This window comes from Streptomyces sp. NPDC058646 (genome assembly GCF_042716875.1).
GTDB lineage: Bacteria > Actinomycetota > Actinomycetes > Streptomycetales > Streptomycetaceae > Streptomyces.
Genome location: NZ_JBHXRK010000001.1, coordinates 135,772 through 149,041 on the forward strand (window position 1 = coordinate 135,772; position 13,270 = coordinate 149,041).

Here is a 13,270-nt window from a genome sequence, read left to right on the forward strand (position 1 = left end):
GTGGCCTCGCTTCAGGTGCGTGGGCTGTCGGTCGGATACGGGCCGGTACGGGCGCTGCGCGGCGTGTCGCTGGACGTGCCGGAGGGCGCCGTGGTCGTCGTGCTCGGCGGGAACGGCGCGGGGAAGACGACACTGCTGCGCGCAGTGTCCCGGACGCTCGCCTTCCACCGGGGCGCCGCGACCGGGGGGAGCATCGGCTTCGACGGCCGGGCCTTCTCCGGCCCCGAGGGGACCGCCGGGCTCTCCCCGGCCCGTGCGGTCGCCGCCGGGGTGGTGCAGGTGCCGGAGGGGCGGCAGGTGTTCGCCCGGATGACGGTCGCGGACAACCTCCGGGCGGGAGCCCTCGGCGCCCGGGCCGGATCCCGCGCCGACATCGCCCGCTCACTGGCCCGCGTGCACGCGCTGTTCCCGGTCCTGGCCCGGCGGGCCGGGCAGCGGGCCGGGCTCCTGTCCGGCGGCGAGCAGCAGATGCTGGCTCTGGGCCGGGCCCTGATGGCCCGCCCCCGGCTGCTGCTCCTGGACGAGCCCTCGCTGGGCCTCGCGCCGAAGATGGCCGCGACCATCGCCGAGACCGTCACCGAGATCAACGCCTCGGGCACCTCGGTCCTGCTCGTGGAGCAGAACGCGGCCCTCGCCCTGCGGCTGGCCTCCTACGCGTACGTCCTGGAGGTCGGCGAGGTCACCCTGGAGGGCCCGGCCGCCGAACTGGCCGCCTCCGACGAGGTCCGCCGCCGCTACCTCGGTCTCACGGGCGAGGACGCCCCGGGCCCCCGGACGGCCCGCACCCTGGACCGGTGGTCCGCATGACCCGCGCCCCGGACGTCCCGGCGCTCACCGTCCGCGACGTCACCGTCCGCTTCGCCGGGCTGACCGCGCTCGACGGGGTCTCCCTCACCGTCGAGCCGGGCAGCGTGCACGCCGTCATCGGCCCCAACGGTGCGGGCAAGTCCACCTGTTTCAACGTGCTCTCCGGGGTCTACCGGGCCGCCTCCGGAAGCGTCCGGTTCGGCGCCACCGAGCTCACCGGCCTCGCCCCGCACGCCGTCGCCGCGCTCGGTATCGCACGGACCTTCCAGAACCTGGCCCTGCCCCCGCACACCACGGTCGCCGACAGCCTGCTCCTCGGCCGCCACCGGCTGATGCGGTCCGGCTTCCTCAGCACCGGACTCCGGCTGCCGGCCGCCGCACGCGAGGACCGCCGCCACCGCGAACGGGTCCGCGAGATCGCCGCCTTCGTCGGCCTGGAGGCCGATCTCGCCGCCCCGGCGGGCTCCCTCCCGTACGGCAAGCAGAAACTCGTCGAGCTGGCCCGGGCCCTGTGCATGGAGCCCCGGCTGCTGCTCCTGGACGAACCGGTCGCCGGCATGACCGCAGACGAACGGCGGCGCACCGCCGACGTCGTCGCCGGGGTCCGGGACGGCCTCGGCATATCGATCGTGCTGGTCGAACACGACATGGGGGTGGTGATGCGGCTCGCGGACGCGGTGACCGTACTCGACTTCGGCAAACGGATCGGCGGCGGAACCCCCGCCCAGGTGCAGAACGACCCCGCGGTCGTCCGCGCCTATCTCGGCGAGGAGGAACCCGCCGCATGACCACCTTCCTCGAACTCCTGCTCGGCGGGCTCTCCATGGGCTCCGTCTACGCGCTCATCGCCCTCGGCTTCGTGGTGATCTTCAAGGCCACCGAGGTCGTCAACTTCGCCCACGCCTCCCTCCTCCTCGCCGGCGGGTACGTCACCGCCGTCCTCCACGACGACATCGGCTTCTGGCCCGCCCTCGCCGTCGGCGTCGCCTCGGCCGCCGCCGTCGGGGCGGGGGTGGAGTTCCTGGTCATGCGCCGCTACCGGGGCCAGGACCACAGCGTCCTCGCCATCGTCACCATCGGCGTGGACATCCTGATCACCACCGACCTCACCCGCCGCATCGGTACGGACGTCCTCGCCCTCGGCGACCCGTGGGGCGACGCGGTGGTCCACCTCGGCCCGGTCACCCTCCCGCAGACCCGCGTCGCCGCCTTCGCCGCGGCGAGCCTGATGATCGGCGCGTTCCTCCTCGTGTTCCGGTACACCGCCTGGGGCGTGGCCATGCGCGCCGCCGCCGAGAAGCCGGAGACCGCCGCACTGATGGGCGTACGGCTGGGCAGGGTCTCCCTCGCCGCCTGGGCGGTCGCCGGAGCCCTGGCCGCCGTCGCGGCGCTCTTCCTGACCGTCTTCCCCACCCCCGGTCTCGAACGGGCCACCTCGCTGGCCGCCCTCAAGGCCTTCCCGGCGGCGATCCTCGGCGGCCTCGACTCCACCACGGGAGCCCTGGCGGGCGGCCTGATCGTGGGCGTCACCGAAGCCATGGCCACCGGGTACCAGAGCCAGCTCGCCTTCCTCGGCCGCGGCATCGGCGACCTGGCCCCGTACCTGGTCATGGTCGCGGTGCTGCTGCTGCGCCCCGCGGGTCTCTTCGGCACCAAGGAGCTCGCCCGTGTCTGACCTGATCCCCGGGGCCGCACCGGCCCCCGCCACCGCCCCGGCCGCCTCCGGCCCGACGCCCACGGGCCTCCGCCGTCCGCGCCCCGGCCGCGTCCGGTACGCGCTGTGGGCCGCGGCCGGCCTCGTCCTGCTCGCCCTGCCCTTCTACCTCGACCGGTTCTGGCTCCAGGCCGGGCTCTTCGCCATCGCCGCCGGGATCGGGGCCATCGGGCTCAACCTGCTCACCGGGGCCACCGGACAGCTGTCCATGGGGCACGCCTTCTTCCTCGCCGTCGGGGCCTACGGGTACTGCGCGCTGGCCGGCGGCGGCGGGCGCTCCGGCTCCCACGAGCTGGTCGGCCTCGGCCTGCCCAGCTGGCTCGCGGCCCTCCTCGCCGTCGCCCTCGCGGGAGCCGCCGGGGGACTGTTCAGTCCCATCGCGGGCCGGCTTAGGGGCGCCTACCTCGGCATCGCCACGCTCGCGCTGATCTTCATCGGCCAGCACGTCCTGTTCAACGCGACCTCCCTCACCGGCGGCTTCAACGGCCGGGCCGTCGAACCCCTCTCCCTCCTCGGGATCACCTTCGACGACACCGAGACCGTGATCGCCGCCGTCCCCTTCCAGTCCGCCGAGAAGCTCTGGTACGTGGCCCTCGCGGCCCTCGTCGCCTGCGCCCTCTTCGCCCGCGGCATCCTGCGCGGGCGCCCCGGCCGCGCCCTGAACGCCATCCGCGACCACAACATCGCCGCCGGCGTGATGGGCGTCCCCGTGGCCCGCTACCGGGCCGCCGTCTTCGTCCTGTCCTCCATGTACGCGGGGCTGGCCGGGGTCCTGCTGGCCCTGGTCTTCCAGCGGACCGTGCCGGACTACTTCGGCATGGTCCTGTCCCTGGAGTACCTCGCCATGATCGTGATCGGCGGCCTCGGCACGGTCGCCGGCGCCGTCATCGGCGCCGCCTTCGTCTCCCTGCTGCCCCAGCTGCTCACCCGCTACAGCGACGCCCTCCCGCTCGTCTCCGCCCCCGGTACGGGCGGGGTCGCCCCGGGCGAGGCGTCCCGCTACCTGTACGGGGCGGCCGTCGTCGCGGTCGTCCTGTTCCTCCCCGGCGGCCTCGCCCGGATCCGCCCCTCCCGTCCCGCACGCACCCCGAAGGAGCCAGTGTGAAGAGATCCGGCCCCCACAAGAGAGCACGACTCGGTACGGCGGCCCTGGCGGCCGCGCTCGTCCTCACCGGCGCCGCCGGGTGCAGCTCCAAGGCGGGCGGCGGCAGCGAGGACAAGCAGGCCGAGGGGGGAGTGAAGACCGGCAAGGGTGTCTCCGCGTCCGCCATCCGGCTCGGCGCCCTGACCGACATGACCGGCGTCTACGCCTCCCTGGGCAAGAGCGTCACCCAGGCCCAGCAGCTCTGGATCAAGCAGGCCAACGCCTCCGGCGGGATCTGCGGCCGGCAGCTGGAGCTGACCGTCCGCGACCACGGCTACGACCCGCAGAAGGCGCTGGCCGCCTACACCGAGCTGGAGCCCGAGGTGCTCGGCTTCGCACAGTTCATCGGGTCCCCGTTCGTGGCCGCGGTCAAGGACCGCGTCGACGGCCAGGACAAGGGCCTGGTCGTCCCCCAGGCGTGGTCGGCCTCGCTGCTGGGCAGCGCCTCCATCCGGACGATCGGGGCCACCTACGACATCGAGACGGTCAACGCCATCGGCTACCTCCTCGACCAGAAGCGCATCGCCTCCGGCGACAAGATCGGACACGTGTACTTCGAGGGGGACTACGGCGAGAACGCGCTGGCCGGGGCCAAGCACGCGGCCGAGGAAGCCGGGCTCACCGTCGTGGAGCAGAAGATCAAGCCCACCGACAGCGACATGTCCGCCCAGGTCGCGGCCCTCAAGCAGGCCGGGGTCAAGGCCGTGGTGGTCAGCGCCGGGCCCAAGCAGGCGGCCTCGCTGGTCGGGGTGGCGGCGGCGGGCGGCTGGAACGTCCCCGTGGTCGGCAACAACTCGGCCTTCGCCCCCCAGCTCCTCGCCACCCCCGCGGGCGCGGCCCTGCAGAAGGACTACTACGTCGCCGCGTCCTCCCTGCCGGTCGGCGACGCGGCCCCCGGCCCGGCGGCCCTCGCCGCGGCCTACAAGGCGGCGTACCCGGACGCGGGCCTCGACAACGGTGTGGTGGCCGGGTACACCGCCGCCGCGGTCTACGGGGAGGCCCTGAAGAAGGCCTGCGCGGAGAAGGACCTCACGCGCGCGGGCGTCGGGAAGGCGCTGCTGAGCCTGAAGTCCTACGACAGCGGCTTCGGGATCACGCACGACTTCTCCGACCCGAAGGCCCCCTCCACCCGGCAGAGCGTGATCATGAAACCGGACGCGCAGGTCCCGGGAGGCCTGAAGGTGGTCAAGGAGCCCGCGGTGGCCCCGGCGGCCCAGAACTTCACCCCGGCAGGCTGAGCGACGCCCGGCCCCCGCACCGCCCGGCCGCGGGGGCCGGGACGCTTGTCCAGGCGGCGGCCCTGCACCGGGGAACCGTGCGGGGCCGGGACGTTTGCCCAGGCAGCGCACCTGCACCGGGAAACCGCGCCGGGCCGGGACGCTTGTCCAGGCGGCGCACCCGCACCGGGAACCGGGCGGAGCGCCGGCAGCGGACCCGTACCCGCAGACGCGAAAAGGGCCCCCGGACGCCATCGGCGTCCGGGGGCCCTTCCCTGTACGGCTAGCGCAGCGTCGTGGCGCGCGCCTCGCGTCGGTTGTGCCGGAAGGTGTTCGCCCGGCGGGTCGTCGCGAACAGCGGGATGGTCGCGGCCAGCGCGATCTGCAGCGCACAGCCCGTCTGGAGGAGCAGCTGACCGCCCGGGGCGTCGAACGCCCAGGCCGCCAGCAGACCCATCGCCCCGACGATCCAGCTGAGCATCGCCACCGCGAGGACACCCCGCGGCTTGGGGTACTCGACCCGGCTCACCATCAGCCAGGCCACCCCGATGATCGCCAGCAGGGTCGGGACGAACGGCAGCTCCAGCAGCACGATCGAGACGACCGTCAGCGCACCGAAGGGGCTCGGCATGCCCTGGAACATGCCGTCCTTCATCGTCACGCAGCTGAATCTGGCGAGCCTGAGCACCACGGCGAGCAGCACCACGATCGCGGCCAGCGCCGACATCTTCTGGTGCGCGTCGTCGGCGACCATGCCGTAGACGAGCACGAAGTAGGCGGGAGCCAGCCCGAAGCTGATCAGGTCGGACAGGTTGTCCAGCTCGGCACCCATCGGTGAGCTGCGCAGCTTGCGGGCCACGATGCCGTCGAAGAGGTCGAAGACCGCCGCGAGCAGCATCAGTATGACCGCGGTCGCCGCGCTGTGCCGGGCCATGCCCGACTCGCCGCTGCCGGTGAGGTGCGGGATGAGGATTCCGGTGGTGGTGAAGTACACCGCCATGAATCCGCACGTCGCGTTGCCGAGAGTGAGGGTGTCCGCTATCGACAGCCGCAGTGAGAGCGGCATGTCGTCCTCGGCGGACTCCTCCCCGGCGGACTCGGGTACCCAGCCGGCGGCAGGAGTCTCGGGGTCAGTCACGGTCAATTCGGGTCACCCCCGCGGTGGTGGCCTGACCGACCTCGACCGCGACCTCGACGCCCTCGGGGAGGTAGATGTCGACGCGGGAGCCGAAGCGGATCAGACCGATGCGTTCGCCCTGCTCCACCTTGGTACCGGCCGGCAGGTACGGGACGATGCGGCGTGCGACGGCGCCGGCGATCTGCACCATCTCGATGTCACCGAGCTCGGTGTCGAAGTGCCAGACAACGCGCTCGTTGTTCTCGCTCTCCTTGTTGAACGCCGGGACGAACCCGCCGGGAACGTGTTCCACGGACGTCACCGTGCCCGCGAGGGGCGCGCGGTTGACGTGGACGTTCAGCGGGCTCATGAAGATCGCGACCCGGGTCCGCCCGTCCTTCCACGGCATGATGCTCTGCACCACACCGTCGGCGGGCGAGATGACGCGGCCCTGAGCGATCTCACGCTCGGGGTCGCGGAAGAACCACAGCATGCCCGCCGCGAGCGCGGTGGCGGGCACGGCCGCCGCGGCCCAGCGCCCGGACTTGCGCGCCCGGGTCAGGCTGAGCGCCGCGGTGGCGACGGTCGGCAGGAGCCACGGCGATGCTCCGCGTGCGAGACGTCCGTTCAGGAAGCCGACGCGAGGTGCAGAGGTTTGGCTGTGGGGCATGGATGACCTTCGTAGCGGGTGATGCCGCGCCGCAAACGGGGGGACGGGACGGCGGCTTTACTGGAATGCTATCGGTTGCGCGCAACAACTGGGCAAGCCAGAAGCCGAGTCGATGGCCGTCGGCCAGTGACCGCTAGTGACTCCTCCGCGACGAACCGCTGGACGATTCGCCGCAAAGGGTACTTTCAGCCCTGGAGGCGGTACTCCTCGAGCAGGCGTCGCCCGATGATCATTTTCTGGATCTCGGCGGTACCTTCACCGATCAGCAGCATCGGAGCCTCCCGGTAGAGACGCTCGATCTCGTACTCCTTCGAGAAGCCGTAGCCGCCGTGGATCCGGAAGGCGTCTTCCACTACCTCCTTGCAGTACTCGGAGGCGAGGTACTTCGCCATCCCTGCTTCGAGGTCGTTTCGTTCCCCGGAGTCCTTTTTGCGTGCTGCGTTGACCATCATCGCATGGGCGGCCTCGACCTTGGTAGCCATCTCGGCCAGCTTGAACTGGATGGCCTGATGTTCGGCGATCGGCTTGCCGAAAGTGTGACGTTGCTGGGCATACGAGACACCCAGTTCGAAAGCACGCTGAGCGACACCGCAGCCACGCGCCGCCACGTTGACGCGGCCGACCTCGACGCCGTCCATCATTTGGTAAAACCCTCGGCCGGTCTCCCCGCCCAGGACCCGATTGGCCGGAATGCGCAGTCCGTCCATGATGAGTTCGGTCGTGTCGACGCCCTTGTACCCCATCTTGTCGATCTTGCCGGGGATGGTGAGGCCCGGACGGACCTCTCCGAAGCCCGGCTCCTTCTCCACGAGGAAGGTCGTCATCGACTTGTGGGGCGCGGTCCCCTCGGGGTGTCCTTCGTCACTTCGTACGAGGACGGCCACCAGGGTGGAGCTTCCGCCGTTCGTGAGCCACATCTTCTGGCCGTTCAGGACGTACTCGTCGCCGTCCTTCACCGCCTTCGACGTGATGGCCGACACGTCCGAGCCGAGCGCCGGCTCGGACATCGAGAACGCGCCGCGCACCTCGCCCAGCGCCATCCGGGGCAGGAAGTGGTCCTTCTGCTCCTGCGTGCCGTGCTGCTTGAGCATGTACGCCACGATGAAGTGCGTGTTGATGATGCCCGAGACGGACATCCAGCCCCGCGCTATCTCCTCGACGCACAGGGCGTAGGTGAGGAGCGACTCACCCAGGCCGCCGTACTCCTCGGGGATCATCAGGCCGAAGAGGCCGAGCTCCTTGAGGCCGTCGACGATGTCCTGCGGGTACTCGTCGCGGTGCTCCAGCTCGGTCGCGACCGGGATGATCTCCTTGTCGACGAACTCCCGGACGGTCTTGAGGATCTCCCGCTGGACGTCCGTGAGCCCGGCGGTCTGGGCGAGTCGGGCCATGGCTACTTCCCCTGTTCCTTCAGCGTGGGGCGGCCGGGCTGCTCGCCGCCGCGCTCCTTGATGTACGTCTCGGTCGGGACCATCACCTTGCGCCGGAAGACGCAGACGAGGGTGCCGTCCTGCTTGTAGCCCTTGGTCTCCACGTAGACGATGCCGCGGTCGTTCTTCGACTTCGACGGGGTCTTGTCGAGGACCGTGGTCTCGCCGTAGATCGTGTCGCCGTGGAAGGTCGGCGCCACGTGCCGCAGGGACTCGATCTCCAGGTTGGCGATGGCCTTCCCCGAGACGTCCGGCACGGACATGCCGAGCAGCAGCGAGTAGATGTAGTTGCCCACGACCACGTTCTTGCCGAAGTCGGTCGTGTTCTCGGCGTAGTTGCTGTCCATGTGGAGCGGGTGGTGGTTCATGGTCAGCAGACAGAAGAGGTGGTCGTCGTACTCGGTGACCGTCTTCCCGGGCCAGTGCTTGTAGACCGCCCCGACCTCGAACTCTTCGTACGTGCGTCCGAACTGCATGGCCCTACGCCTCCGCCGTCTTCTCGATCGAGGGGTGTTCGAACTTGCTGGTGCGCTGCATGCCCGCCGCGCGCCCCTTGCCCGCGATGACCAGGGCCATCTTGCGGCTGGCCTCGTCGATCATCTCGTCGCCGAGCATCGCGGAGCCCTTCTTGCCGCCGGCCTCGGAGGTGCACCAGTCGTACGCGTCGAGGATGAGCTCGGCGTGGTCGTAGTCCTCCTGCGAGGGGGAGAAGACCTCGTTGGCCGCGTCGACCTGGCCGGGGTGCAGCACCCACTTGCCGTCGAAGCCCAGTGCCGCCGCCCGGCCCGCCACCTCGCGGTAGGCGTCCACGTCGCGGATCTGGAGGAAGGGGCCGTCGATGGCCTGGAGGTTGTGCGTCCGGGCCGCCATCAGGATCCGCATCAGGATGTAGTGGTAGGCGTCCGCGCCGTAGCCGGGCGGCTGCATGCCCACGACCAGGGTCTTCATGTTGATGGAGGCCATGAAGTCGGCCGGGCCGAAGATGATCGTCTCCAGCCGCGGGGAGGCGGCGGCGATCTCGTCGACGTTCACCAGGCCCTTGGCGTTCTCGATCTGCGCCTCGATGCCGATCTTGCCGACCTCGAAGCCCATGGTCTTCTCGATCTGCGTCAGCAGGAGGTCGAGCGCCACGATCTGCTGGGCGTCCTGGACCTTCGGCAGCATGATGCAGTCGAGGTTCTGGCCCGCGCCCTCGACGACCGTGATGACGTCGCGGTAGGTCCAGTGGGTGGTCCAGTCGTTGACGCGCACGACCCGGGTCTTGCCCGTCCAGTCGCCGTTGTTCAGCGCGTCCACGATGGTGTGGCGGGCGCCTTCCTTGGCGAGGGGCGCGCAGGCGTCCTCCAGGTCCAGGAAGACCTGGTCGGCCGGCAGGCCCTGGGCCTTCTCCAGGAACCGCGGGTTCGAGCCGGGCACCGCGAGGCAGGAGCGGCGCGGGCGAAGGCGGTTCACCGGGTGGACTGGCGTGGTCATGCGGGGACCTCCGTGCTTGCAAGGATTTCTAGAGGGGCGAGCTTGTTCGCTGTGCGGATCTCGTCGACGATACGGCCGATGATCTCCGTGATGCCGAAGTCCTTCGGGGTGAAGACGGCGGCGACGCCGGCCGCCTTGAGGGTGACGGCATCCGCGTTCGGAATGATGCCGCCGACGATGACGGGTATGTCACCCGCCCCCGCCGCGCGCAGGCGTTCGAGCACGTCCGGCACGAGCGCGCAGTGCGAACCGGACAGGATGGACAGTCCCACGCAGTGCACGTCCTCGGCCAGTGCCGCCGAGGAGATCTCCTCCGGTGTCAGCCGGATGCCCTGGTAGACCACCTCGAAGCCCGCGTCGCGGGCCCGGACGGCGATCTGCTCGGCGCCGTTGGAGTGCCCGTCCAGGCCGGGCTTGCCGACCAGCAGCCGCAGCCGCCCGGAGCCGAGCTCGTCGGCCGTACGGGAGACCTTCTGGCGGACGAGGGCCATCGGCGTGCCCTCCTCGGCGGTGACGGCCACCGGGGCCGAGGAGACCCCCGTCGGAGCCCGGAACTCCCCGAACACCTCGCGCAGGGCGCCGGCCCACTCGCCGGTGGTGACGCCCGCCCGGGCGCACTCCAGGGTGGCCTCCATCAGGTTCTCGGTACCGGCCGCGGCCTCCTTGAGGCGGTCCAGGGCCTGCCGGGTGGTGGGGAAGACGAACGGGTCGCCGTTGCCCTGGCGGTCCGAGGACTCCTCGCGCTCGGCGCGCCACCGGGTGATGCGCTCGACGGTCAGCGCCTCCACGGCGCCGTCGACCGTCATGATCGCGCCGTCCAGGTCGGCGGTGAGCGGGTTCTCCTCCGTCTGCTGGAAGCAGTTGACCCCGACGATCTTGTCCTCGCCGGCCTCGATCCGGGCCCGCCGCTCGGCGTGCGAGGAGACCAGCTGGGACTTCAGGTAGCCGGACTCGACGGCGGCCATCGCGCCGCCCATCTCCTGGATCCGGTCGATCTCGGCGAGGCACTCGGCGACCAGGGAGTCGACCTTGGCCTCGATCACGTGGGACCCGGCGAAGATGTCCTCGTACTCCAGCAGGTCGCTCTCGTGGGCGAGGACCTGCTGGATGCGCAGCGACCACTGCTGGTCCCAGGGCCGGGGCAGACCCAGCGCCTCGTTCCAGGCGGGCAGCTGCACGGCGCGGGCGCGGGCGTCCTTGGAGAGGGTGACGGCCAGCATCTCCAGCACGATGCGCTGGACGTTGTTCTCCGGCTGGGCCTCGGTCAGGCCGAGCGAGTTGACCTGGACGCCGTAGCGGAAGCGGCGCTGCTTGTCGTCCTCGATGCCGTAGCGCTCGCGGGTGACCTTGTCCCAGATGCGGCCGAAGGCGCGCATCTTGCACATCTCCTCGATGAAGCGGACGCCCGCGTTCACGAAGAAGGAGATGCGGGCGACCACTTCGCCGAAGCGCTCCTCGGGGACCTGCCCCGAGTCGCGCACCGAGTCCAGCACGGCGATCGCGGTGGACATCGCGTACGAGATCTCCTGGACCGGGGTGGCCCCGGCCTCCTGCAGGTGGTAGCTGCAGATGTTGATCGGGTTCCACTTCGGGATGTGGTTGACCGTGTACGCGATCATGTCCGTCGTCAGGCGGAGCGAGGGTCCCGGCGGGAAGACGTGCGTCCCGCGCGAGAGGTACTCCTTGACGATGTCGTTCTGGGTGGTGCCCTGGAGCTGGGCGATGTCCGCGCCCTGCTCCTCGGCGGCCACCTGGTAGAGCGCCAGCAGCCACATGGCGGTGGCGTTGATCGTCATCGAGGTGTTCATCTGCTCCAGGGGTATGTCCTGGAACAGCCGCCGCATGTCGCCCAGATGGGAGACCGGGACCCCGACCCGGCCCACCTCGCCGCGGGCGAGGATGTGGTCGGGGTCGTAGCCGGTCTGCGTCGGAAGGTCGAACGCGACCGACAGGCCGGTCTGGCCCTTGGCGAGGTTGCGGCGGTACAGCTCGTTGGACGCCTCGGCCGTGGAGTGGCCGGCGTACGTCCGCATGAGCCACGGACGGTCCTTCTGGCGCTCTGTCATCTCAGGCGTTCCCTCTGGCCCTTAGATGTTGCGGAAGCGGTTGATGGCTTCGAGGTGCGTGGCGCGCATCTCGTGGTCGCGGACTCCCAGTCCCTCCTCGGGGGCCAGCGCGAGGACGCCGACCTTGCCCTGGTGGAGGTTGCGGTGGACGTCGTACGCCGCCTGGCCCGTCTCCTCCAGGGAGTAGACCTTCGAGAGGGTGGGGTGGATCTTGCCCTTCGCGATCAGGCGGTTGGCTTCCCACGCCTCGCGGTAGTTCGCGAAGTGCGAGCCGATGATCCGCTTGAGCGACATCCACAGGTAGCGGTTGTCGTACTCGTGCATGTAGCCCGAGGTCGAGGCGCAGGTGGTGATGGTGCCGCCCTTGCGGGTGACGTAGACGCTCGCGCCGAAGGTCTCCCGGCCGGGGTGCTCGAAGACGATGTCGATGTCCTCGCCGCCGGTCAGCTCGCGGATGCGCTTGCCGAAGCGCTTCCACTCCTTCGGGTCCTGGGTGTGCTCGTCCTTCCAGAACTTGTAGCCCTCGGCGCTGCGGTCGATGATCGAGGTCGCGCCCATCGCGCGGCAGATCTCCGCCTTCTGCTCGCTGGAGACCACGCAGATCGGGTTGGCGCCGCCGGCCAGCGCGAACTGGGTGGCGTAGGAGCCGAGCCCGCCGCTGGCGCCCCAGATCAGGACGTTGTCGCCCTGCTTCATGCCGGCGCCGTTGCGGGAGACCAGCTGGCGGTAGGCGGTGGAGTTGACCAGGCCGGGGGAGGCGGCCTCTTCCCAGCTGAGGTGGCCGGGCTTCGGCATCAGCTGGTTGGACTTGACGAGCGCGATCTCGGCGAGCCCGCCGAAGTTGGTCTCGAAGCCCCAGATGCGCTGCTCGGGGTCGAGCATCGTGTCGTTGTGGCCGTCCGAGGACTCCAGCTCGACCGAGAGGCAGTGCGCGACGACCTCGTCACCGGGGTTCCAGGCGTTGACGCCGGGGCCTGTGCGCAGCACGACGCCCGCGAGGTCGGAGCCGATGACGTGGTACGGGAGGTCGTGGCGCTTGGTGAGCTCGGACAGGCGCCCGTAGCGCTCCAGGAAGCTGAAGGTGGACACCGGCTCGAAGATCGAGGTCCACACGGAGTTGTAGTTGACCGAGGAGGCCATGACGGCCACCAGGGCCTCGCCCGGGCCCAGCTCGGGCACCGGGACGCTGTCCAGGTGCAGGGACTTGCGCGGGTCCTTCTCGCGCGTCGTGAGCCCCGAGAACATCTCCACCTCGTCCTTGTGCACGGTGATCGCGCGGTACGACTCGGGGAGCGGCAGGGCTGCGAAGTCTGCGGCAGTGGCGGACTGCGACTGAATCGCGTCCAGGATGTCCTTCACGGGAGAGCCTCCGGCTAGCGCTGATGAGGGTGCGCTGGGGTGAACGGGGGTGCGGGGAGCTTGTGGTGTGTGCCGTCGGTCCGGCTGGTGCGGTGGTGCTGGGCGACGCCCGTGGTGAGGCGTGCGGTGCCTGGTGACGCAGGCATCCGGGGCGCGGTCCGTGCCGTGTTCGGCGTGGGTCGCGGGGACATCCGGACGAGATTCAACGTATGGCACCCCGTGTCACTCAGCAAGGCACCGGGTGCCAAAACTTTCTCTCATTTGCCGATTGAC

12 protein-coding genes are annotated in these 13,270 nt (G+C 70.4%); 5 read left to right on the top strand and 7 right to left on the bottom strand.

Translation table 11 applies throughout. The features are described 5' to 3' along the window. The 5 genes from ACFWUZ_RS00600 to ACFWUZ_RS00620 are packed head-to-tail and all read left to right on the top strand — an operon-like array spanning position 1 to position 4,903. The gene (locus ACFWUZ_RS00600; RefSeq protein WP_384364739.1) at positions 1 to 807 is read left to right on the top strand and encodes an ABC transporter ATP-binding protein; all 807 of its coding nucleotides are present in this window, start codon (positions 1 to 3) and stop codon (positions 805 to 807) included. Continuing rightward, the gene (locus ACFWUZ_RS00605) at positions 804 to 1,595 is read left to right on the top strand and encodes an ABC transporter ATP-binding protein (protein WP_384366235.1); all 792 of its coding nucleotides are present in this window, start codon (positions 804 to 806) and stop codon (positions 1,593 to 1,595) included. Before ACFWUZ_RS00600 ends, ACFWUZ_RS00605 begins: the two co-directional genes overlap by 4 nt. Next, positions 1,592 to 2,482, top strand: coding sequence for a branched-chain amino acid ABC transporter permease (locus ACFWUZ_RS00610; protein ID WP_384364742.1), 891 nt, complete (start codon positions 1,592 to 1,594; stop codon positions 2,480 to 2,482). The genes ACFWUZ_RS00605 and ACFWUZ_RS00610 overlap by 4 nt, the downstream gene beginning before the upstream one ends. Next, the gene (locus ACFWUZ_RS00615) at positions 2,475 to 3,626 is read left to right on the top strand and encodes a branched-chain amino acid ABC transporter permease (protein WP_384364745.1); all 1,152 of its coding nucleotides are present in this window, start codon (positions 2,475 to 2,477) and stop codon (positions 3,624 to 3,626) included. The genes ACFWUZ_RS00610 and ACFWUZ_RS00615 overlap by 8 nt, the downstream gene beginning before the upstream one ends. Then, the gene (locus ACFWUZ_RS00620) at positions 3,623 to 4,903 is read left to right on the top strand and encodes an ABC transporter substrate-binding protein (RefSeq protein WP_384364748.1); all 1,281 of its coding nucleotides are present in this window, start codon (positions 3,623 to 3,625) and stop codon (positions 4,901 to 4,903) included. Before ACFWUZ_RS00615 ends, ACFWUZ_RS00620 begins: the two co-directional genes overlap by 4 nt. Positions 4,904 to 5,165: 262 nt before the next feature. Here the strand turns inward: ACFWUZ_RS00620 and pssA are convergent, their stop codons facing one another. The 7 genes from pssA to ccrA all read right to left on the bottom strand — a co-directional run bounded on the left by pssA (position 5,166) and on the right by ccrA (position 12,997). Continuing rightward, positions 5,166 to 5,948 carry a CDP-diacylglycerol--serine O-phosphatidyltransferase gene (gene pssA / locus ACFWUZ_RS00625; RefSeq protein ID WP_384366238.1) on the bottom strand — a complete coding sequence of 261 codons (783 nt, stop codon included), beginning with the start codon at positions 5,946 to 5,948 and terminating at the stop codon, positions 5,166 to 5,168. Between the two features lie 64 nt (positions 5,949 to 6,012). Next, a complete protein-coding gene (locus ACFWUZ_RS00630; protein WP_031149394.1) occupies positions 6,013 to 6,669 on the bottom strand; it encodes a phosphatidylserine decarboxylase in 657 nt (218 codons plus the stop codon). Positions 6,670 to 6,854: 185 nt separating this feature from the next. Next, positions 6,855 to 8,060 (bottom strand): acyl-CoA dehydrogenase family protein, encoded by a 1,206-nt coding sequence (locus tag ACFWUZ_RS00635; protein WP_384364751.1) that lies wholly within the window; start codon positions 8,058 to 8,060, stop codon positions 6,855 to 6,857. 2 nt (positions 8,061 to 8,062) lie between these two features. After that, positions 8,063 to 8,575, bottom strand: a complete 513-nt coding sequence (locus ACFWUZ_RS00640; RefSeq protein WP_030010163.1) for a MaoC family dehydratase — start codon at positions 8,573 to 8,575, stop codon at positions 8,063 to 8,065. Positions 8,576 to 8,579: 4 nt separating this feature from the next. Then, positions 8,580 to 9,572: an HpcH/HpaI aldolase/citrate lyase family protein gene (locus tag ACFWUZ_RS00645; RefSeq protein WP_384364754.1), complete on the bottom strand. Its 993-nt coding sequence runs from the start codon at positions 9,570 to 9,572 to the stop codon at positions 8,580 to 8,582. After that, positions 9,569 to 11,638 (bottom strand): protein meaA, encoded by a 2,070-nt coding sequence (locus ACFWUZ_RS00650; RefSeq protein WP_384364756.1) that lies wholly within the window; start codon positions 11,636 to 11,638, stop codon positions 9,569 to 9,571. Before ACFWUZ_RS00650 ends, ACFWUZ_RS00645 begins: the two co-directional genes overlap by 4 nt. Before the next feature lie 21 nt (positions 11,639 to 11,659). Further along, positions 11,660 to 12,997, bottom strand: a complete 1,338-nt coding sequence (ccrA, locus tag ACFWUZ_RS00655; protein WP_384364759.1) for a crotonyl-CoA carboxylase/reductase — start codon at positions 12,995 to 12,997, stop codon at positions 11,660 to 11,662. Between the last annotated feature and the right edge of the window lie 273 nt (positions 12,998 to 13,270).

Excerpts from the sequence above, each read along its gene's own strand:
- ACFWUZ_RS00605 (WP_384366235.1), top strand. The coding sequence starts at position 804 with ATGACCCGCGCCCCGGACGTCCCGGCGCTCACCGTCCGCGACGTCACC.
- ACFWUZ_RS00610 (WP_384364742.1), top strand. The coding sequence starts at position 1,592 with ATGACCACCTTCCTCGAACTCCTGCTCGGCGGGCTCTCCATGGGCTCC.
- pssA (WP_384366238.1), bottom strand. The coding sequence starts at position 5,948 with ATGCCGCTCTCACTGCGGCTGTCGATAGCGGACACCCTCACTCTCGGC.
- ACFWUZ_RS00630 (WP_031149394.1), bottom strand. The coding sequence starts at position 6,669 with ATGCCCCACAGCCAAACCTCTGCACCTCGCGTCGGCTTCCTGAACGGA.
- ACFWUZ_RS00635 (WP_384364751.1), bottom strand. The coding sequence starts at position 8,060 with ATGGCCCGACTCGCCCAGACCGCCGGGCTCACGGACGTCCAGCGGGAG.
- ACFWUZ_RS00640 (WP_030010163.1), bottom strand. The coding sequence starts at position 8,575 with ATGCAGTTCGGACGCACGTACGAAGAGTTCGAGGTCGGGGCGGTCTAC.
- ACFWUZ_RS00645 (WP_384364754.1), bottom strand. The coding sequence starts at position 9,572 with ATGACCACGCCAGTCCACCCGGTGAACCGCCTTCGCCCGCGCCGCTCC.
- ACFWUZ_RS00650 (WP_384364756.1), bottom strand. The coding sequence starts at position 11,638 with ATGACAGAGCGCCAGAAGGACCGTCCGTGGCTCATGCGGACGTACGCC.